13 protein-coding genes are annotated in these 21,192 nt (G+C 70.7%); 6 read left to right on the forward strand and 7 right to left on the reverse strand.

Annotation, left to right across the window (positions count from 1 at the left end; all coding sequences use genetic code 11):
* Positions 1-121 precede the first annotated feature (121 nt).
* Positions 122-1,360: a cysteine--1-D-myo-inosityl 2-amino-2-deoxy-alpha-D-glucopyranoside ligase gene (gene mshC / locus ABZV40_RS12015; protein WP_355438887.1), complete on the reverse strand. Its 1,239-nt coding sequence runs from the start codon at positions 1,358-1,360 to the stop codon at positions 122-124.
* A 211-nt stretch (positions 1,361-1,571) separates the two neighbouring features.
* On the opposite strand from mshC, the gene ABZV40_RS12020 reads away from it, so the two are divergent.
* The 4 genes from ABZV40_RS12020 to ctaD are packed head-to-tail and all read left to right on the forward strand — an operon-like array spanning position 1,572 to position 9,443.
* Positions 1,572-2,369 carry a slipin family protein gene (locus tag ABZV40_RS12020; RefSeq protein ID WP_355438889.1) on the forward strand — a complete coding sequence of 266 codons (798 nt, stop codon included), beginning with the start codon at positions 1,572-1,574 and terminating at the stop codon, positions 2,367-2,369.
* 58 nt (positions 2,370-2,427) lie between these two features.
* Positions 2,428-6,318 (forward strand): hypothetical protein, encoded by a 3,891-nt coding sequence (locus ABZV40_RS12025; RefSeq protein WP_355438891.1) that lies wholly within the window; start codon positions 2,428-2,430, stop codon positions 6,316-6,318.
* Entirely contained in the window at positions 6,318-7,643 is a 1,326-nt protein-coding gene (locus ABZV40_RS12030) for a hypothetical protein (RefSeq protein ID WP_355438893.1), read from the forward strand. The genes ABZV40_RS12025 and ABZV40_RS12030 overlap by 1 nt, the downstream gene beginning before the upstream one ends.
* Before the next feature lie 36 nt (positions 7,644-7,679).
* Entirely contained in the window at positions 7,680-9,443 is a 1,764-nt protein-coding gene (gene ctaD, locus ABZV40_RS12035; RefSeq protein ID WP_355438895.1) for a cytochrome c oxidase subunit I, read from the forward strand.
* 41 nt (positions 9,444-9,484) lie between these two features.
* Here the strand turns inward: ctaD and ABZV40_RS12040 are convergent, their stop codons facing one another.
* From ABZV40_RS12040 to ABZV40_RS12050, 3 genes are all read right to left on the reverse strand, one after another.
* Positions 9,485-11,062, reverse strand: a complete 1,578-nt coding sequence (locus ABZV40_RS12040; protein ID WP_355438897.1) for a beta-ketoacyl synthase N-terminal-like domain-containing protein — start codon at positions 11,060-11,062, stop codon at positions 9,485-9,487.
* Positions 11,055-15,365: an AMP-binding protein gene (locus tag ABZV40_RS12045; protein WP_355438899.1), complete on the reverse strand. Its 4,311-nt coding sequence runs from the start codon at positions 15,363-15,365 to the stop codon at positions 11,055-11,057. Before ABZV40_RS12045 ends, ABZV40_RS12040 begins: the two co-directional genes overlap by 8 nt.
* 81 nt (positions 15,366-15,446) lie before the next feature.
* Entirely contained in the window at positions 15,447-16,259 is an 813-nt protein-coding gene (locus tag ABZV40_RS12050; RefSeq protein ID WP_355438901.1) for a hypothetical protein, read from the reverse strand.
* Positions 16,260-16,329: 70 nt separating this feature from the next.
* On the opposite strand from ABZV40_RS12050, the gene ABZV40_RS12055 reads away from it, so the two are divergent.
* On the forward strand, positions 16,330-16,857 hold the full coding sequence (locus ABZV40_RS12055; protein ID WP_355438903.1) for a DUF4240 domain-containing protein: 528 nt from the start codon (positions 16,330-16,332) through the stop codon (positions 16,855-16,857).
* On the opposite strand, the gene ABZV40_RS12060 is transcribed toward ABZV40_RS12055, so the two are convergent.
* Genes ABZV40_RS12060 through ABZV40_RS12070 form a run of 3 tightly spaced genes read right to left on the reverse strand, consistent with a single transcriptional unit; the run spans position 16,761 to position 20,531 of the window.
* Positions 16,761-17,204, reverse strand: a complete 444-nt coding sequence (locus tag ABZV40_RS12060; protein ID WP_355438905.1) for a hypothetical protein — start codon at positions 17,202-17,204, stop codon at positions 16,761-16,763. The two genes, ABZV40_RS12055 and ABZV40_RS12060, sit on opposite strands and share 97 nt — an antisense overlap.
* The gene (locus ABZV40_RS12065; RefSeq protein ID WP_355438906.1) at positions 17,201-19,129 is read right to left on the reverse strand and encodes a VWA domain-containing protein; all 1,929 of its coding nucleotides are present in this window, start codon (positions 19,127-19,129) and stop codon (positions 17,201-17,203) included. Before ABZV40_RS12065 ends, ABZV40_RS12060 begins: the two co-directional genes overlap by 4 nt.
* Before the next feature lie 10 nt (positions 19,130-19,139).
* Complete coding sequence (locus ABZV40_RS12070; protein ID WP_355438908.1) at positions 19,140-20,531, reverse strand: sigma 54-interacting transcriptional regulator; 1,392 nt, start codon at positions 20,529-20,531, stop codon at positions 19,140-19,142.
* A gap of 111 nt (positions 20,532-20,642) precedes the next feature.
* Between ABZV40_RS12070 and ABZV40_RS12075 the strand changes: the two genes are divergently transcribed.
* Positions 20,643-21,185, forward strand: a complete 543-nt coding sequence (locus ABZV40_RS12075) for a YcxB family protein (protein ID WP_355438910.1) — start codon at positions 20,643-20,645, stop codon at positions 21,183-21,185.
* The last annotated feature ends 7 nt before the right edge of the window (positions 21,186-21,192 follow it).

The following is a 21,192-nucleotide window of genomic DNA, read 5'->3' on the forward strand; positions in this document are numbered from 1 at the left end:
CTGACCGCGCGCAGCTCTAGTTGATCTCCATGAAGGGCGCCTTCATCCACACCAGGTGGAGGAAGGCGCCCTTCATCCACCTCACCGGACGGCGAGTGCGAACACGACTTTCGGCAGCCTGCTAGAGTTCCACGCCCAGAAGCGCGTCCACGGCGGTGCGGATCTGCGACGGACCGTGCGCGTCCGAGCCGCCGTGTGACAGCGCCTCGTCGGCCCACGCGTCGATGGCCGCCAATGCGCGCGGTGTGTCCAGGTCGTTGCCCAGGTGGTCACGCAGCCGCGTCACGGTGTCCACAGCGGACGGGCCGGAGGGCAGCGCGGCCGCCCGCCGCCACTTCGCGAGCCGCTCCAGCGCCTCGTCCAGCAGGGCTTGCGTCCACGGGCGGTCGGAACGGTAGTGGCCGGCCAGCAAGGCGAGCCGGATGGCGTTCGGGTCGACCTTCTCCGCGCGCAGCTTGGAGACGAAGACCAGGTTGCCGCGCGACTTCGACATCTTCTCGCCGTCGAGGCCGATCATGCCCGCGTGCACGTAGTGGCGGGCGAACGGGTGCTCGCCGGTCTGGGCCTCGGCGTGCGCGGCCGAGTACTCGTGGTGCGGGTAGATCAGGTCGGAGCCGCCGCCCTGCACGTCGAAGCCCATGCCGAGGCGGTTGTGGGCGATGGCGCTGCACTCGATGTGCCAGCCGGGACGGCCCTCGCCGAGCTCGGACGGCCAGGAGGGCTCGCCGGGGCGCTTCAGGCGCCACAGCAGGGCGTCGAGCGGGTGCTTCTTGCCGGGACGGCCGGGGTCGCCGCCGCGTTCGGCCAGCAGCTTCACCATGGTGTCGGCGTCGTAGTTCGACTCGTAGCCGAAGCGGCCGGTGGCGTTGTGGGCGAAGTAGATGTCCGGGTACTCGGGGTCGTCGACGCGGTAGGCCACGCCGTCGTTGACGAGCTTGACGATCACCTCGACGATCTCCGGGATCGCCTCGACGATGCCCACGAAGTCCTGGGGCGGCAGGACGCGCAGGGCCTCCATGTCCTCGCGGAACAACGCCGTCTCGCGCATGGCGAGCACGACCCAGTCGTCCTGGTCGCGCTCGGCGCGTTCCAGCAGCGGGTCGTCGACGTCGGTGACGTTCTGGACGTAGTGCACGTTGTGGCCGTTGTCGAGCCAAACGCGCTGCACGAGGTCGAAGGCCAGGTAGGTGGCGGCGTGGCCGAGGTGCGTCGCGTCGTACGGCGTGATGCCGCAGACGTACAACCTGGCGGTGTCTCCTGGAGCCGTCGGGCGCACCTCGCCCGTAGCCGTGTCGAACAGCCGCAGCGGGCGGGGGTCCCCCGGAACCCGCGGCACAGGAATCGATGACCAGGTCTGCATGCGTCCGACACTAACGCGTGCCGCCGGACGGAGTGCACTTTCCGGCTGTTGGGACGACCACCCTCGACGCGTCCGGGCGGAAAGATCGGACCTTCACCCGGCCAGTCCACTGTGGACCGCGAGGTCACCGGCCACCGCGGTTCGCGGGAACTTCGCCAGGTGGGGCGTACCTTGGGAGATCAAGGGCATTCGCCGGAGAAGGGCGGGTCTCATGATCTTCGAAATCCTCGGTGGACTGGTCGTGCTCGGAGGCGTCGGCCTCGCCATGAGCGCCAGAGTGATCAAACAGTTCGAACAGGGACTGGTGTTCCGGTTCGGCAAGCTCCAGCAGGGCGTGCGCGGGCCGGGACTGACGATGCTGATCCCCGGGGTCGACCAGCTGCGGAAGGTCAACCTGCAGATCGTCACCCTGCCCGTGCCGGCCCAGGACGGCATCACGCGCGACAACGTCACCGTGCGCGTGGACGCCGTCGTGTACTTCAAGGTCGCGGACCCCGCGAAGGCCGTCGTCAACGTCGAGGACTACCGGTTCGCGATGCTGCAGGTGGCCCAGACGTCGTTGCGGTCGATCATCGGCAAGAGCGAGCTGGACGACCTGCTGTCCAACCGCGAGCACCTCAACCAGGGGCTGGAGCTGATGATCGACACGCCCGCGCTGGCGTGGGGCATCGACATCGACCGGGTCGAGATCAAGGACGTGGCGCTGCCGGAGAGCATGAAGCGCTCGATGTCCCGGCAGGCGGAGGCCGAACGCGAACGGCGCGCCCGCATCATCACCGCCGACGGTGAGCTGCAGGCGTCCAAGAAGCTCTCCGAGGCCGCGGGCACGATGGAGGAGACGCCCGCGGCGCTGCAGCTGCGGCTGCTGCAGACCATCGTCGAGGTGGCGGCCGAGAAGAACTCGACGCTCGTGCTGCCGTTCCCCGTCGAGCTGCTGCGGTTCCTGGAGAAGAACACCATCACCGACAAGCCCTCGGACGAGCTGCCGAGGGGTGGTTCGTCCGTGTGAGTTAACCCCGGTAACGCCTTCTGGCCGCACGCGACGTGTGGACAGGGGGTTGTGACGCATGAGGGAAAGGGTCAGAGGCAGGTTCGTCGGCATCGGCGTCGGCTCGTACGAGCTGGTGCAGCCGCTGCAGCACGCCGTGAGCGACGTGCGGGAGCTGCACGCCCTGCTCAAGGGCTACGAGGGCGAACCGCTGGCCGACCCGACCGAGGCCGAGATCCGCGCGCACTTGAAAGCGCTGCGCACGACACCGCAGGACGGCGGGGCCCTGGTGGCGTTGTGGAGCGGGCACGCGATCCCCGTCGCGGGCAACCTCAGGCTCCTGGCCAGGGACAACGACGGCGTGGCCGACGGCATCATGCTGCACGAGTTCGCGCTGTGGTGTGCCGCGTCGGGGGCGCATCAGGTGCTCATCATCGTCGACGCCTGCTACTCCGGGGCCCAGCTCGACGAGGCGGTGCGCACGGTCGCGGCGGTCCAGGAGGAGCTGCTCGCGGGCCAGGTGCACTGGGCGGGCGTGCTGGTGTCGTGTTCGAGCGTCGAAACGGCCCGTGACGGGCTGTTCGGCGGCAGGTTGCGCAAGCTGCTGCGTGCCGGTCCCACGGCCGATGAGGACGCAAGGCGGTGGAGCGACCGCACGGCGCTGGTCGACGGCGGGGCGGTCGGCACGGCGTTGTTGAACGCGTGGGACAGCGACGTCCAACGGCCGCGTTTCATGCAGTACGGGTCCGCACAGCCGATGCTGCCCAACCCGCTGTACGCCGCGAACACGGTCGCCAAGCACCTGCTGCTCGCGGCGCGTGGTGGTGACTCGACGGACAACCGGTCGTGGTTCGCCGGGCGCACCGCCCAGGTCGACAAGGTCGTGAGCTGGGTGAAGTCCGGGACCGCGGGCCTGCGCGTGGTCACCGGGTCGCCCGGCACGGGCAAGTCCGCGGTCCTCGGGCGGGTCGTGAGCCTGTCCAACTCGGCCGAACGCGACCTGCTGCTCACCGCGGGACCGTCGTTCCGGCACGCCGACCCCGGCCCGGACTCGGTCGACGCGGCCGTGCACGCCCGCGCCATGGACGCCGACCGCGTCGCCGACCTGCTCAGCCGCCAGCTGGTCGGGGCCGGGCTGATCGGGGAGCCCGACGGGCCGCGGCGGGGCGCGGCCGAGCTGGTCGGGGTGGTCAGCACGCTCGCCACACCGCCGGTGCTGGTGGTCGACGGCCTGGACGAGGCGCGCGGCGAGTCGTTCTCGATCGCGACCTCGCTGCTGACCAAGCTCGCGAGCTGTGCCGTCGTGATCGTCTCGACCCGGCAGGCGCACCGGGTGGCCGGTGGCGCGCCGCTGCTCACCGAGCTGTCGCCGGTCGAGATCCTGGACCTGGACGAGGCCGACAACGCCTCGGACGTCCGCGAGTACGTGCTGGCGCGGCTGGGACCGGCAGCACCGCAGTCCACTGTGGACGAGCTGGCGAAGCTGCCGTTCCTGACCGCGTGGATGATCACCGACCAGGTGCTCGCCGACGGCGGCGCGGACCTCAAGCTCTCCCTGGACGCGGCGTTCGACCGCGAGCTCGCGAAGGTGCCGTCCGCGCGTGCGCTGCTGACCGCGTTGACGTGGAGCTACGGCGCGGGGTTCCCCGAGGAGGAGTGGCGCGCGGTCGCCGAAGCGTTGTCCGGCGAGCGGTTCAGCCGTGACGACATCACCGCCGTGCTCACCGAACTGGGCCGTCACATCGTGCAGGACGGTGAGGAGGGCACGGCCGTCTTCAAGCTGACGCACCAGACGTTCGCCGACCACCTGCGGCCGCCGTTCGCGCCGAGCCGGGAGGTCGTCTTCGCGCCGGGCGCGGAGACGGTGGCGGCCGCGCTGATCGCGCTGTACCGGCAGCGGCTGGAGGCGGGCGTGCCGCCGGACGTGCCGGGCTACCTGTGGAAGTACGCGTGGCGGCACTGCGGGCACGCGGGCGCGCGGGCGCTGGACGGCCTGCGCGAGCTGGCGATGACGAACCAGAAGCTGTTGCCGGACCTCGCTCTCGCGGCCACCACCGCGGGCAACGAGCTGATGCACTGGGGTCGCGGCGATGACGCCATCGCCCCGCTCGAAGAGGCCGCCGAGCACTTCCGCGCGCTGGTGCCGACGATCCGGATGTACCTGGCGGACCTGGCTTTCGTGCTGAACAAGCTCGGGCGGCGGTTCCGCGAGGCCGGACGGGTGCAGCAGGCCGTGGCACCCGCCGAGGAAGCCGTCGTGCGGTACCGGGAGCTGGTCGCGTCGACACCGACGACCGCGGAAACCCTTACGCACAAACGGCTTGCGCAACGCATCGCGAAGACGTCGGCGCACGGTGGTGACAACCCGACGTATGCGGCGCATTTGAGTGGCGCGTTGGTGGACCTGAGCGAGGTCTACGCGATGCTGGGGCGCAGGCACGAGGCGCTGGCAACGGCAAGAGACGCGGTTGCGGCCGTTGACTCCGATGCACCACTCGCGCGCGCCATGACGTGTCTGGCCGCACGGTGCGGCGAAACCGGCCGCCGCTACGAGGCCATGCAACGCTCCAAGCAGGCCGTCGAGCTGTACTACGCCCTCGCCCAAACGAACCCGGTGTTCCTCGCCGACCTGGTCAGCGCGCTGGTCGAGCTGGCCCGCGACCACCTCGCGCTCGGCAGGCTGGCCGAGGCCGCGAGCACCACCGGCCAGGCCGCGGACATCAGCGGCACGCTCGGACGGCACGCCGCGTTCCGCCCGCAGCTCGCCGACGCCGCGCTGAGCCTGAGCGTCGCCTACAGCATGATCAACCGCAGGGACGAGGCGCTCGCCAGCGCTCACCAGGCGGCGAACCTCGCGGACGGGCTGCGGATCCACGCGCAGGCGTTGCACAACCTCATGCGCCGGCAGCGGGACGCGGACAAGCCCCGCGAGGCGCTGGCGACCGGGCTGCGGGCCGTCGAGGTCTGCCTGGAGAACACCGACCGGCTCTCGACGCTGGCCGCCGCGCTGTTCACGATCGACGTCCTCTGCGCGGGCCTCGACCAGCCCGAGACCGTCGACGAGACGTGGGAACGGGTGACCGCCCGGTTCACCGGCCCGCCCCTCGCGACGCTGCTGATGCTGCGCGCGGCGGCGACCAGGGCCGGTGACCCGGCGGCGGCGAGGTGGCTGTGCCAGGCGCTCACGCACGTCGGGCAGTCCCGGCAGGCGATCCACGACGTGCACGACATCGCCCGTCGCCACTACGACTCGGGCCCGTGGCCGTGGGACACCTCGCCGGACTGGCTGACCGTCGACCGCACATTGCTCGCCACCGCCCGCAAGTGGGTGTTCGCGCGGTCGTACGCCGAAGAGCGCGCGGTGCTGCTCGGCCACCCGGAGCTGCTGTCGGCGGAGGCGGACGTGGCGGTCACCGAGGCGCTGTACGGGACGAGCCTGCTCGAGGCGCAGGTCATCCAGTCGCGCCGGGCGACCGCGCGGCAGCAGGGTGTCGCGCTGGCGTACCGGCCGTGGCTGCTGGCGAGCCTCGCGGACGAGTTCGTCGACGCCACGCCCGCCCGGCGCCGTGTGCTGCTCGCGACGCGCCGCGAGGAGCTGCTGGACAAGGAAGTCGTGAAGAACGTGCGCGACAACCGGCCCGTGCACGCGTTGCTGCTGCTCGCAGACGAGGACTCCGGCGTTCTCGACCAAGTGCTGAACGCCCAGGAGGACCCCACGCGCACCACGGAGATCCTGCGCGGGCTGGCGGCGGACGCGTCACCGCAGGCGCTCACCCAGGCCGTGACGGCGCTGGAGCCGCACCCGCTGTCCGCGCTGTACAAGGCGGTGGCGCGGGCGCGCGCCGGTGACGCACGGCCGGCGCTGCCGGCACCGGAGCAGCGCCTGGCGTGGATCCACGAGCTCACCTACCTGGTGCCCGCGAACCTCACCCTGCTCTCCCTCATCCGCACGCTCGCCGAGGAGTCCTGATGAACCAGCTGGTCGTCGTCGTACCCGGCATTCTCGGCAGCACGCTCAGGGATCCCGACGGCATGGTCTGGGAGGTGTCCGGCAAGGCCGCCCTGCGCGCCGTGCTGACGCTGGGCCGCAGCCTGCAGCGGCTCAAGCTGCCCGCCGGCATCGGCGACGAGCATCCCGGCGACGGCATCGAGCCCGTGGCGCTGATGGCGGACCTGCACGTCATCCCCGGCATCTGGACGCCGTTGAAGGGCTACGACCGGCTGACGAAACGGCTCAACTCGCTCGGTTACACGGTCGAGAAGGGCAACCTGCTGCTCTTCGCCTACGACTGGCGGCTGTCGAACCGCTACAACGGCGCGTTGCTGGCCCGGCGCGTGGACGAGGCGCTGGACAAGCTCGGACCGGATGCCGAGGTGAGCTTCGTGTGCCACTCGATGGGCGGGCTGGTCGCGCGGTGGTGCATCGAGCAGTGCGGGACGGCCGAGCGGACCGGCAAGCTGATCACGATGGGCACGCCGTACCGCGGGGCGGCCTCGGCGTTGGAACAGCTGGTCAACGGCGTGCGCAAGGGTCTCGGGCCGCTCGCGGCCGACCTGACGGAGTTCGCCCGCTCGCTGCCGTCGCTGCACCAGCTGCTGCCCGAGTACGCGTGCATCGAGTCGCCTGAGGGCCTGGTCAAGACCACCGAGACCACGCTGCCCGAGCTCGACACGAAGATGGTCGCGGACGCGATGGCGTTCCACGGCGCGTTGACCGACTCGTTCGCCGACCGGACCTACGCGATCCTCGGCGGCAAGCAGCCGACCGCCACGACCGCGCGCATCGCCGACGGCAAAGTGACCTGCTACCGCACATACGAGGGCCAAGAGCTCTACGGCGACGCCACGGTGCCCATGGTCGGCGCGGCGCGCAAGGGCCTCGCGTTGTCGTCGAACACGCTGCACCGGGTCGTCGAGCAGCACACGTCGTTGCAGGACAACTCGGCGGTGCTGGACGTGGTGGAGGCGTTCCTGACCTCCACGACGATCGTCCCGCGCAACGTCACCGCCACGGAACCGCAGGTCGTCGTGCCCGACCTGGTGCTCGCCGGGGAGGACCTGGAGGTCACCGTCGAGCTGAAGGACACCACCCCGCGCGCGCTGAAGGTGGCCGTGCTCGACGAAAACGGCAGACAGGTCGAATCGCGCAGCCCGGCGATCTCCGAGACCATGGCGGCCAAATTCGGCGGACTGGCCCCCGGCGCCTACTACGTGCAGGTCAGCGGCATCTCGGTGGGGGCGCCGGTGGCGCCGGTGACCTCGGCGGTGCTCGTCATGGATTGCCCCGGCGTCTGACCGGGAGGACGATGTCTGCGGCACGGAGGAGGCGCGATGACCACTGTCAAGCCCACGCCCGTAGTACCCCACCCCGGGGCTGCCCGCGTACGCCCGAAGGGGTCGTACTTCCTCTCGCTGTTCAAGACCACAGATCCCAAACAGATCGGGATCATGTACCTGACCACGTCGTTCGCGTTCTTCATGGCCGGCGGTGTGATGGCGCTGCTGATGCGCGCCGAGCTGGCCCGGCCGGGCCTGCAGTTCCTCTCGAACGAGCAGTACAACCAGCTGTTCACCATGCACGGCACGATCATGCTGCTGCTGTACGCGACGCCGATCCTGTTCGGGTTCGCGAACTTCATCCTGCCGCTGCAGATCGGCTCGCCGGACGTCGCGTTCCCGCGCCTGAACGCCTTCTCGTACTGGCTGTACCTGTTCGGCGGCCTGATCGTGATGGCCGCGTTCGTGACACCTGGTGGCGCGCCCGACTTCGGCTGGTTCGCCTACACCCCGCTGTCCTCCGCGGCGCACACCCCCGGTGTCGGCGCCGACATGTGGATCATGGGCCTGGCGGTGTCCGGCCTGGGCACGATCCTCGGCGCCGTCAACATGACCACGACGGTCATCACGCTGCGGGCGCCGGGCATGACGATGTTCCGCATGCCGATCTTCACCTGGAACATCCTGGTGACGTCGATCCTGGTCCTGATCGTGTTCCCGATCCTGACCGCGGCGCTCATGGGACTGGCGGCCGACCGGCACCTCGGGGCGCACGTGTTCGACCCGGCCAACGGCGGCGTGATCCTGTGGCAGCACCTGTTCTGGTTCTTCGGCCATCCCGAGGTCTACATCGTCGCGCTGCCGTTCTTCGGGATCGTGACCGAGATCTTCCCGGTGTTCAGCCGCAAGCCGCTGTTCGGCTACAAGGGCCTGGTGTTCGCGACGCTGGCGATCGCGATGCTGTCCGTGGCCGTGTGGGCGCACCACATGTACGCGACCGGCGCGATCCTGCTGCCGTTCTTCTCGCTGATGACGTTCCTCATCGCGGTACCGACCGGCATCAAGTTCTTCAACTGGATCGGCACGATGTGGAAGGGGCAGCTGAGCTTCGAGACGCCGATGCTGTTCAGCGTCGGCTTCCTCGTGACGTTCCTCTTCGGTGGCCTGACCGGCATCCTGCTCGCGGCGCCCGCCCTCGACTTCCACGTGTCCGACACGTACTTCGTGGTGGCGCACTTCCACTACGTGCTGTTCGGCACGATCGTGTTCGCCACCTACGCGGGCATCTACTTCTGGTTCCCGAAGATGACCGGGCGGATGCTCAACGAACCGCTGGGCAAGCTGCACTTCTGGACGACGTTCATCGGGTTCCACGGCACGTTCCTCGTGCAGCACTGGCTGGGCAACGAGGGCATGCCGCGCCGGTACGCCGACTACCTCGGCTCCGACGGCTTCACCACGCTCAACACGATCTCGACGATCAGCTCGTTCCTGCTCGGCGCGTCCGTGCTGCCGTTCGTGTGGAACGTGTTCCGCTCCTACCGCTACGGCGACCCGGCACCGCAGGACGACCCGTGGGGCTACGGCAACTCGCTGGAGTGGGCCACGACCTCTCCCCCGCCGCGGCACAACTTCCTGGACCTGCCGCGGATCCGGTCCGAGCGCCCGGCGTTCGAGCTGCACTACCCGCACATGGTCGAGCGGATGCGCGAGGAGGCGCACTTCTCGTTGATGCACCCCGGAAAGCACCGCGCCGGACCGGACGGCCCGACCGAGAAGGTGCTGGCGCCGACGGACCGGGAGATGAAGACCGACTAGACGCCGGGCCGGAATCCGCGTCTTGTTCATCGGCGCACCCCTTATCGCGGCTCCAGCCAGTGCCGTTGCCGCTGGAACGGGTAGCCCGGCAGCGGCACCCTGCGCGCGGGCCGGAACTTCGGCAGCTCGACGCCGTGCGCCCACAGCGTGCCCATGGCTTCGAGCACGCCGCGTTCGCCTGACGCCGCGGAGATGTCGACGACGACGGCGTTCGCGGGCAGGCCGGGAGCGGCCGGGCAGAGGTCCTGGGCGACGGCGAGCCAGTGACGGCAGTCGATGATGTCTGCTTCGGACAGCAGCGAGCCGGTGGTGCCGGACAGCAGCGGGATCTTCGGGGCGCGCGGGGCGGAGTTCGCGATCTCCTTCTCGTAGCGCTCCGGGCATCGGCGCTGGGTGGCGAACCCGATGGCCTCCTCCTCGGTGAGGGAGCCGGCGACGGCGGCGGCCGCGTACTCGCCGAGACCGAGGCCGAGCAGGAGCGCCGGGGTGATGCCGGTGGCGAGCAGGCCGCGGGCGGTGGCGATGTCGCGTTCGGTGTGCGGGCCGCTGAACTTCAGCACGACGGCGGCGTCGGCGACGGTGCGGGTGGGCTTCGCGAACACGATGTCCTGACCGTCCTGGACGACCGCGAACGTGCGGGTGCGGAACCGCCTGCGGCCGGCGCGGAGGGTGTGGGCCACGTCGGCCAGCGCGTGCGGTGTGGTCTTGAGCTGCTCGGTGAGCTCGGTGAGCGCGCGTTCGGTCCTCGCGGAGACCTGGAGGAGGTGCCAGCCGGTTCTCGGCGTCTCGGGGAGTTCGGGGGCCCCGCCGAGCACGACGTGGGCGTGGGCGCCACCGGAACCCGCGGCGGCGACGCTCGCGTAGCCGTGGTCGACGGTGAGAGCGGCGTGGATGAGGCTGAGGACACCCGCGGCCTGGGCCAGTTCGGGGTCGTGCGGTTCCAGGTGACGGGCCTGCGCGGGGTCGACGCCGGCGATCGCGAGTGCCGTGACGGCGGCGGTTCGGGCCCCCGCGGCACCGATGCCGTTGGGGCTCGTGCGGTTCCGGCCGTCGTTGACGACCGCGCTGCCCTTGATCACGGCGTGGATGTGGTCCGCGTCGCCGACGGCGTCGTCGAGTCGTTTCAGGACGACGACTCCGGCGCCGTTGCGGGTGGCTTCCGGGTCGACGGACACGCCGCCCGCCAGCGCGAGGTCGCACTGGTGGCTGAGCAGGTCCTGGCAGGCGAGGTGGACGGCGGCGAGGCTGGAGGCGCAGGCGGCCTGGACGTTCAGCACCGGGCCCCGCAGGTCCAGCTCGTAGGCGACGCGGGCCGCGCAGCCGTCGGGCATGTTGCCCAGCAGCACGTCGGCCGAGGCGTGCCACGGGCGGACCTGGTCCAGCAGGTAGCGGCTGACGTTCATGGAGCCGTAGAGGCCTGCGACACCGTCCCAGTCGACGTAGCCGGCGCATTCCATCGCGTGGTAGGCGCATTCGAGGAACAACCGGTGCTGGGGGTCGAGAACCGCGGCTTCCTCGGGTGTGTAGCCGAAGAAGTCGGCGTCGAAGAGCGCGATGTCGTCCAGCGACGTGCATCGGCGCTGTGCCAGGCCGACGATCGCGATGTCGGGGTCATCCACGGTGTGCCCTTCTGACCCGTGCGGCCTTCACGCGTGCCGCGCGGTCGGTGGTGGCGGTGTCGGGGCCGCGTTCGAGGTGGGCGGCGAGTGCCGCGGGCGTGCGGCACGTGTAGAGGTCGGCGATCGGGACGTGGCGGTGCAGCCGGTCCGCCAGCACGGTCTGCAGCCTGGCGAGCAGCAGGGAGTCGCCGCCGATGGTGAAGAAGTCGTCGTGGACGCCGACGCGGCCGCGTCCGAGCACGTCTTCGTAGGCCGCGCAGACCTGGCGCTGGGCGGGCGTCGCGGGCGTGTCCTGGCCGGCCAGGTCGAGCCGGTGGCGGGCGCGGGTGGTCAGCGCGCGGCGGTCCAGCTTGCCGTTCGGGGTGAGCGGGAGCGACTCGACCGGTTCGATCAACGGGACCAGGTGGCTCGGGAGCACGGACCGCAGGTGTGCTTGCAGCGCTGCCGGCCGGAGTTCTCCTCGTGGCACCACGAAAGCGACGAGGCTGGTGCCGGTGGAGACCACGGCGCTGGTGCGGACGCCGGGGTGGCGGCCGAGGGCGTGTTCGATCTCGGCGGGCTCGATGCGGTGACCGCGGAGCTTGATCTGGTCGTCGACGCGGCCGAGGTGGTCGAGCGTGCCGTCCTCGCGCCAACGGGCGAGGTCGCCGGTGCGGTAGGTGGTGAACCGTTCGCCGTGCAGGTAGCCCTTGGCGACGCCGGGTCCGCTGATGTGCAGCTCTCCCGTGACGCCGGGTGGGACGAGCCTGCCCAGTGCGTCTCTGAGGTGGATCCGGGTGTTCTCGATCGGACGGCCGATCGGGGCGTCGGGGCCGGTGATCGGGTCGCTGATGGTGGCGCAGACCGTGGCCTCGGTGGGGCCGTAGGCGTTGAGGAACCGCCGGTGCCGCGACCAGCGGGCGGCGAGATCCGGTGGGCAGGACTCTCCCGCCGCGGTGATCGTGGTGTGCGGAGGGACGGCGCTGTCCGGGAGGACGGCGAGGACGCTCGGCGGCAGCGTCACGTGCGTGACCCGCTCCCGGTGCAGGAGATCGCCGAGCGGGTCGCCGGGCCTGAGCTCGTGGGCGTCGGCGACGACCAGCGTGGCGCCGGTGAGCAGAGCACCGGTGATCTCCCAGAACGCGGCGTCGAAGCTCGGGGACGCCCACTGCAGGACCCGCGAGTTCGCGGTGAGTTCCAGCGCTCGGCGTTGGGCGGCGACGAGGCCGGCGATGCCGCGGTGGGTCACCTCGACGCCTTTCGGTGTGCCCGTCGAGCCGGACGTGTAGATCACGTACGCGGTGTCGTCCAGTTGTGGAAGTGGTGGTTTTGCCGCTGTGGGGCGGAAAACCGGCAGGGAGTCGAGAGTCAGCTTCGCGTCCTGCCGCATGAGGGCGATGCGGCCGGGCGGGTAGTCCGGGTCGATCGGGACGTACGCCGCTCCTGCCCTGGTGACGGCGAGCATGGCGACGACGAGCTCGGGTGAGCGGCGCATTTTCAGTGCCACGAGGTCACCGCTGGTGATCCCGAGATCTCTGCAGCGCCGGGCGTTGGTCTCGACCTGGTCGAGCAGGTCGGCGTAGGTGATGTCGTCGCCGTGGCAGGAGATCGCCGTCGCGGTGGGCGTGCTGTCGGCCTGGTGCTGGAAGAGCTCCGGCAAGGTTTGTCGCGGCACAGCGGTTTCGGTGGCGTTCCAGGTGTCGAGGAGGGCGTGTTCTTCTGGGTCCAGCGCGTCGATCTCACCGACCTCCGTGTTCGCGCCGAGGGCTTCGACGATGCGGTTGAGGCGGCGCAGGATCGTGCGGATGTCCTTGTGCTCGAAGAGGTCCGGGCGGTAGTTCAGCCTGACGGTGAGATCACGCCGGACGACCAGCGACAGCGGGTAGTGCGGCGCGTCCAGGCTCTCGAAATGCGCGATCTCGTCCACTGTGGACTCAGGCCAGGCTTCGAGGGTGGTGGCGGTGTCGAAGAGCTGGCCCAGACCGGCTTCGCGCTGGATCTCGGCGAGTCCCACGTGGTGGTGCGCGAGGAGGGCGTGCTGTTCGTCGCGGACGCGTTGCAGCAGCTCGTGGGCATTTTCCTCGGCCCTGAGGGTGATCCGGACCGGGACGGTGTTGATCAGGCAGCCGACGATGTGCTCGACGCCCGGCAGATCGGCGGGCCTGCCCGAGACGGTGGCGCCGAAGACGACGTCGTTCTTTCCGGTCATCGTGGCCAGCAACAGCGCCCAGGCGGTCTGGACGACCGTGTTGAGGGTGACGCCGGCCCGGTGGGCGATGTCCTCGGTGCCGGCGGGAAGGGCGCCTTCGAGGCGGGCGTGGGGGCGGGTTCCCCGGCTCGTGGTGACGAGGGTGGGCCCGTCGAGGGTCTCCAGTGCCTTGCGCCAGGCGTCGGTCCTGGGCTGGTCGCGCAACCAGGCGAGGTGGTGGTGGAACGGGTGCGGCGGTTCTTCGTTGCGGCCGAACAGCTCCTTTGCCAGCAGCGGCACCGACCAGCCGTCGAACAGCAGGTGGTGGTAGGTCAGCACGAGGACGTCGCGCCGGACGAGGGTGAAGCGCAGCAACGGCGGAGTGGCGAGGTCGAAGGTGATCTCCCGGTCCCCGGCGAGGAAGGCGTCGAGGTCCTGGTCGGTCTCCCGCCACGGAACCGCGACCCGCGGCTCGACGAACTGGGCCGGGCCGGGGCGGAACCCGGCGCGCAGGGCGGGGTGGCGGGCGACGAGCCGGTCGGCGGCCCGGCGCAACCGTGCCGCGTCCGGCCTTTCCCTCAGGTGGAAGACGAGCTGGACGAGGTAGCTGCCGGGTTCGAGGAGCGCGTGGAAGTACAGGCCTTCCTGCAGCGGGGTGAGCTCCCCGTCCGGGAAGTCCGACGGGAGGGCGCGCTGCGGGATGTGGTGGATCTTGGTGGCGAGCGTGCGGAGGTCGTGGGCGAGGACGTCGCGGACGCTCAGGTGCAGGCCTTTCGCGCGGGCGCGGCTGACCAGCTGGATGGCGCTGATGCTGTCGCCGTGCGGGATGAACCTGTCCTGCGGCGCGAGGTCCTTGCCGAGGACGTCCTTGACGAGCTCGCAGACGAGCTGCTCGGCCGGGGTTTTCAGGGCCGTGCGGTCGACCTTGTCGGCGTGGTTGCGCGGGAGGCCGTCGAGGTGCACGAACTCCGATGGGACGAGGTGGTCCGGCAGGGTCTTCGCGAGCTCTTCGCGGAGGTTCTGGTGGTCGCTGACCACGTACGCGACGAGACGGCCGTTGTGGGCCGTGACGGTGCATTCCCGCGTAAGGGGCTGTAGTGCGGCCTCGACCTCTTCGGGCTCGACGCGGTGGCCGCGGATCTTGACCTGGCGGTCCACGCGGCCGTGGAACTCCAGCGTGCCGTCCTCACGCCGGGTGACCCGGTCGCCGGTGCGGTACCAGCCGTCGGCGAACCTGTCCGACTCGCGGTTGTGGTAGCCGAGGGCGAGCTGCCTGCCCGCGACGAGCAGCTCACCGTTCTCGATCTTCGTGCGCACGCCGGGAAACGGCTTGCCGATCGGTAACGGCCCGGTGGTGTCGGTGACCCTGTGGCGGCTGACGAAAACGGTGTTCTCCGTTGGGCCGTAAGCGTTGTAGACCTCGATGCCGGGACAGGCGTCGAGGATGCGTTGCGCTGCCTCGGGTTTGACGACGTCACCGCCGGACCAGACCTCTCTCAGGCCTTGCAGCGCCCGCGGTCGTTCCTGGGCGACGAGGTGGAAGAGCGCCGCCGTGAGGAAAACAGCGGTGATCCCGTGCTCGTTGATCTCCTGCTCGATGGTGGCGATGTCGACGTCGTGCTCGGGGAAGACGACCTGGCCGCCGTTGAGCAGCGGAACCCAGATCTCGTAGGTGGAGGCGTCGAACGCCGTGGACGCCAGCGCGAGCACTTTCCGGTGGTGCCGCCAGAAGTCCTGCTTCGCCATCGCCTCGACGCCGGCGTGGCTGATCAGCACGCCCTTGGGCTGCCCGGTCGAGCCCGAGGTGTACATGACGTGAGCGACCTCGCTCGGGACCGGACTGTCGTCGCGGCGCACGAAGTCCTTGCGCGCCTGCGGCCAGTCGCGGTCGATCGGCACGTACGCGGCGCCCGCCTTGAGCACCGCGAGGATCTCGACCACGTACTCGATCGAGCGCGGGGTGTCGACGACGACCAGGTCGCCCGGTCGGACACCCCGCGCGATCAACTTGCGCGCCAAGGAGTTCGCGCGTGCGTCGAGCTCCCGGTAGGACACCCGCGTGGTCCCGCGGACCAGCGCGACGGCGTCCGGATCAACGGCGGCGGAGGCGGCGAACAGCCGGGGCAGCGTACTCATTGCCCACTGCACGTGCGCCCGGTTGTCCCGGTTCGAGGGAAACGGCCAGTGGTATCGCCGCAGCGACGAGCGGGCGACCGGTCAGCGACGGCCGGGAATCAGCCCGGCGTCGACGACGGCCTTGCTCAGCGGTGTCGCCAGCTCGACGTACCGCTGCTTCTCCTGCTCCGACAACACGTCGTAGGCCGGCGCGTTCATGCGGTCGGTCTCGTCCTCGATGCTCTGCCGCAGCTCGCGTCCCTTCTCCGACAGCAGCTGCTCGTCGTTCAAGAGCCCTCGGCTGCGCAGGTCCTCGACCGTCTCGGCCCACTTCTCCTCGGGCCACGCGCGCGTCTTGCGCAGCGTCTCGGCCGGGATCTCACCCTCCGCCGCGTGCAGCACGAGCGCCTCGATGCCGGTGAGGTTGTGCCGCAGCAACGCCGCGAGGTGGCCGTCACCCCGGAACTCGCGCAGCAACGTCTGCGCGTGCCACAGCCGCAGCCGCGGCTCGTCCGGCCACGGCAGGCTCGCGTGCGCGGCGAAGAGCGTGCGCCCGCTCAGCATCTCGGTGGCCCGTCCGGCGGCACGCCGGGCGAGCTCGGTGATCTCCTTGAGGTCGTCGGGCAGCACCTTGGCGAGAGCCTCGTCCGCCGCCTCGTACCGCAGCTCCAGCATCTCCTGCGGCGACGCCTTCTCCCACGCCGCGGGGATGCGTGCTCGGACGAGTTCGGGGTTGAAGTTGTAGAACGTCGAGATCACGACCTCGGCGCTGACGGGCCCGAGCGCGGCGGCCCGTGAGGCAAAGTACCCACCTGGCCGGTCGAGCCCGGCGGCGGTGTACCTGCGGTCCGCCTCGGGGGCGAAGTAGATCATCGCGTGCACGGCTTCGAGCGAACGCCACAGAGTTCTGATCATGGTTCCAACCTACTGCCGTCCGTTCGCGGGCCTGAAGAAAATGTCAGACCCCTCTGCCAAGCTCCGTCACGTGGACCCGAACACCTTCTGGACCCTGATCGCCGACGCCCGCGCGAGGGCCTCCGACGCCGGCGCCGTGGCGTCGGAGGCCGCAGCCCTGCTCGCGGCCAGACCACCCGCGGAGATCGTGGCGGCCCAGCAGGTCCTGTGGGACCTGCTGACGCACTCGTACCGGAACCCGCTGTGGGCCGCCGCCTACCTGATCAACGGCGGCTGCTCCGACGACGGCTTCGACTACTTCCGCGGCTGGCTGCTCACTCAGGGCCGGTCGGTCTTCGAGTCGGCCCTCGCCGACCCCGACTCCCTCGCCGCCTCACCGGCCGTGGTGGCGGCCGCCGAGTCCGGTGCGGAGCTCGAGTGCGAGGCCGCCCTGAACATCGCCTGGGACGCCCACCTGAGGGCCACCGGCATGAAACTCCCGGAGGACGCCTTCACCATCGACTACCCGGAGCTCGACCCGGACTGGGACTTCGACTTCGACGACGGCGCCGAGCTGGCCGCCCGCCTCCCCCGCCTGGCCGCACTGTTCGCGGCCTGAGCGATCAGCACCCCGAACGCCACGTGGTCCAGCCACTGCGGAACCCTCGGCAACGCCCGCAGCCGCGCGTTGCGCCGCCCGATGACCTCCAGGTCGAGCGCCGCGATCAGCAGCCCGGCCACGGCTCCGGCCACCACGCCTCGCACCCGGAGTCGCGAGAGCACGAACGCCCACCAGGCCGACACGGCCAGATGCACCGCTACGCCCGCACCGGCACCACCGCCGACCAACGACCCGGCGGCCTTGGTGGCGCGCAACGGATCGTCGCCGTTCGCCAGCGCGTGGACGGTCGACGGCACGCCGCTCAGCACGACGGCCGCGAGGAAGCGGCGCAGCGGCGGTGTCATCGCCGCCGTCGCCGCGACCTCAGGTAGTCGCTCACCACCGCGGCACCCAGCCCGTCCTCGTCCGGCGACACCACGCGCCCGCCACCCCGCCGCGCCACGATGTCGACGAACGCCGCCAGCCGGGGGTCGTCTCCCAGCTTGAACACCGAGATCGTCGCCCCGAGCCGCGCCAGGGCGTCCACCTCGTTCAGCGTCTTCGTCAGCGTCCGGGGCAGCGGCGGGTAGTTGAACTCCGCGTCGCCGTCGGGCTCCAGGTGTGCGGTGGGCTCGCCGTCGGTCACCACCAGCACCACGGGCTGCGCATCGGGGTGACGGCGCACGTGCCGTCCCGCCAGCAACAGCGCGTGGTGCAGGTTCGTGCCCTGCTCCCACACGCCCTCAAGGCCCGTGAGCTGACCGATGTCGACGGCCTCGGCGTAGCGGCCGAACGTCACCAACTGCAAAGCATCGGTGCGGAATCGGGTGCGCACGAGGTGATGCAACGCAAGCGCCGTGCGTTTCATCGGCACCCAACGGCCGTCCTGGACCATGGACCAGGACGTGTCCACGCACAGCGCGACGGCGGCGCGCGTGCGGTGTTCGGTTTCGGACACCTCCAGGTCGACGACGTCCAGCGACATGGAACCCGACCGCAGCACGGAGTTGCGCAGGGTTCGCGGGACGTCCCAGGGTTCGGTGTCGCCGAACTGCCACGGGCGGGTCGAGCCCATCAGCTCGCCCGCGGCGCCGGCGGACACGGTCTCGCGCGAACCCTGCGACGACCGCAGCTGGTCGACGACCCCGCGCAGCGCGGTCTCGCCCAGGCGGCGCAGCGCTTTCGGGGTCAGCCGCAACGAGCCGTCCGGGGCGCGTTCCAGGATGTTCTGCTGCCGCAGCGCCTTCTCCAGCTCGGCCAGCCGGCGGGCGTCGACCGACGCCGACGCGCCCAGCTGGCGTTCCAGGGCCTCCAGGTCGATGTCCTCCAGGCGGGCGCCCGGATACGACTGCGCGAGCTGCTCGGCCAGCGCGTCCAGCTCGGCCAGGTCCGCCATCGCCTGCGCGCCCTCGCCCAGGCCCAGCGGGTCCTGGCCGCGGAAGCGCGCGGACGACGTCCAGTCCTCGCCGGGACGCAGCCGCTGCAGCAGTGAGTCCAAAGTGGACAGCTGTGCGCCGATGCCGCCGAAAGCCTGCTGCGACAACGCCGCCAGCTCGGCGCGCTGGGCGTCGGTCATCGAGTTCATCATGCGTTGCGCGGCCGCCGAACGGGCCGCCAGCGCGTCGATCAGCTCGTCGACGTTGCGCGGCTTCTCCGGGAAGAACTCGCCGTGCTTGCGCATGAAGTCGTCGAACAGCCGCGGCGTGTCCGGCGAACCGGCCGCGTGCGCTTCGAGCAGCGAGTTCAGGTCGCGCAGCATCCGCTGGATCCGGCGGACGTCATCGGAGTCCACATTGGACAGCGCTTCCTTCATGCCCTGGAAGCGCTGGTCCAGCAGCTCGCGGCCGAGCAGCTCGCGGATCTGCTCGAACGCGGACCGGGCCTCGGAGGAACGCCAGTCGTAGGACGACAGCTCCTGCACGGCCGCGGCGGTGCCCGGAGGCAGCGCGTCGAGCTGGGCCTCGCGGAAGCGCGCGTCGTCGGACGGGTCCGGGAACAACGCCCGGCGCTCGGCCTCCAGCGCCTCGTCGAGCAACCGCCGGACCTCGGACAACGTGCCGTCCAGCCGGTGCCGGCGCTGGATCGAGGCACGGCGCTGCCACAGCCGGGACGTCAGGTCGTCCAGGCCGCGCGTGCCGTCGACGCCGCGGCGCAGCAGTTCGCGCAGAGCAGCCGACGGCGACGCGCCCTCCATGATCTCGCGGCCGAGCTCGTCGACGGCCGCGCGCAGGTCCACCGGCGGCGCCAACGGGTCGGCGCCCCCGCTCCAGCGTCCGTAGCGATACCTCATGGGCGATACCTCATCCGTACACCGTTCGGTCGTCGTCGGAGGAGGTGTCCTTCGACAGGTGGCGCGTCAGGTACAGCGACTCCAGCGCCAGTTCGACGGCGGAGGCGATGCGGCCGACCGGGTCCTTCGGGCCCGCACCCATCCGTGCCGCCACCTCGTGCAGGATCGGCAGCTCGGGCAGCGCGGCCAGCAGGTCGCCGGCGTGCACGCGATCACCCGTGGCGACCGGGTGGCCGTCCGAGACGACCTCGGCCAGCGCGCGGAGGTTCAGCCCGGCCAGGCGGGCACGGGCGGTGTCGGCGATCGAGCGGCGCAGCAGGTGCACGAGCACCTCGTCCTCGCGCCCCTCCTCCCCCGCCTCGAACTCCAGCTTGCCGCGCAGCACGTCCGGCACCGACTCCAGGTCGATCGGACGGGCGATCGCGGGCGTCTCGCCGATCAGCGCGGAACGGCGAAGTGCCGACGCCGCAACGGTTTCCGCCGCCGCGACGGCGAAACGGGCGGAGACGCCGGAACGCTGGTCGATGGACGACGACTCGCGCAGGTGGCGCACGAAGCGGGCGATGATCTCCAGCAGGTGGTCGCCCACCTCGGCGACGAGGTCGGCCTCCTGGCGGACCAGGTCCACCTCGGCGTCGACCTCCAGCGGGTAGTGCGTGCGCACCTCGGCGCCGAAGCGGTCCTTGAGCGGCGTGATGATGCGGCCGCGGTTCGTGTAGTCCTCGGGGTTCGCGGTGGCCACGAGCAGCACGTCCAGCGGCAGGCGCAGCGTGTAGCCGCGGACCTGGATGTCGCGCTCCTCCATCACGTTCAGCAGCGCGACCTGGATGCGTTCGGCCAGGTCAGGCAGCTCGTTGATGGCGATGATGCCGCGGTGGGCGCGCGGCAGCAGGCCGTAGTGGATCGTCTCCGGGTCGCCGAGCGATCGGCCTTCGGCGACCTTCACCGGGTCGACGTCGCCGACCAGGTCACCGACGGACGTGTCGGGCGTCGCGAGCTTCTCCGCGTACCGCTCGTCGCGGTGCCGCCACACCACCGGCAGGTCGTCGCCGAGCTCGGCAGCACGCCGCCGCGACTCGGGCGTGATCGGGTCGAGCGGGTGTTCGCCCAGCTCGGAGCCCTCGATGACGGGCGTCCACTCGTCCAGCAGCGACACCAAGGTGCGCAGCAGACGGGTCTTGCCCTGACCGCGCTCACCGAGCAGGACGACGTCGTGGCCTGCCAGCAGCGCACGTTCCAGCTGCGGGAGCACCGTGCGGTCGAACCCGACGATGCCGGGCCACGGGTTGCGTCCCTCGCGCAGGGCCGCGAGGAGGTTCTCCCTGATCTCGGTCTTGACGCCGCGCGGCAGGTGCCCGGCGGCGCGCAGTTCGCCCGCCGTGCGGGCCAGGTTCTGGGTCACGCAGACGACGCTACGCACCGAATCAGGACCCGTCGACGTGGAGCGACTCCAGCCCCGCGGTTTCGCGATCCACCGGGTCCGCGGCCCCGGCGTGCAGGACAATGCGGGGCGATGAGCAACAGGGTTGATTTCAAGTGGGCGCCGTCACCGGCGGACTGGCGGGCCAGCCTGCGGGCGATGGTGCCGATGTTCCGGTGGGCGCCGTGGTTCGCGCTCGCATTGGGCGTGTTCTCGCTCGTGCTGCTGTTCGGGTTCGACGGCATGGTTCCCGTGGCGGTGTTCGGCCTGGTGTGCGCGCTGGTCATCGGGTTCATGGAACCGGTCGCGGTGTGGTGGCGGTTCTCGTCCGACGAGATGATCAGCCGGACCGTGGTGGGCAGCGCGGACGACCAGTCGTTCCGGATGGCAGTGGGCCACGCGGTGCGCGAGGAGATCGTCTGGGACGAGCTGCCGGGCTGGACCGAGACGCGGCAGGGCTTTGTCCTGGAGACGCTGGACGGGGGCGCGGCGTCGTTGTCCGTGCCGCACCGGGCCTTCGCGTCCGATGAGGACCGCACGTCGTTCCGGGCGCTGCTCGAACAGCACATCGGTCCCGGCAAGCAGGTGTCTCGGATCGGGCACACCGGGTGGGGCTGCGGGGGCACGGCCACGTAATCTCGTC

This window comes from Lentzea sp. NPDC004782, from assembly GCF_040609115.1.
Taxonomy (GTDB): Bacteria; Actinomycetota; Actinomycetes; order Mycobacteriales; family Pseudonocardiaceae; genus Lentzea.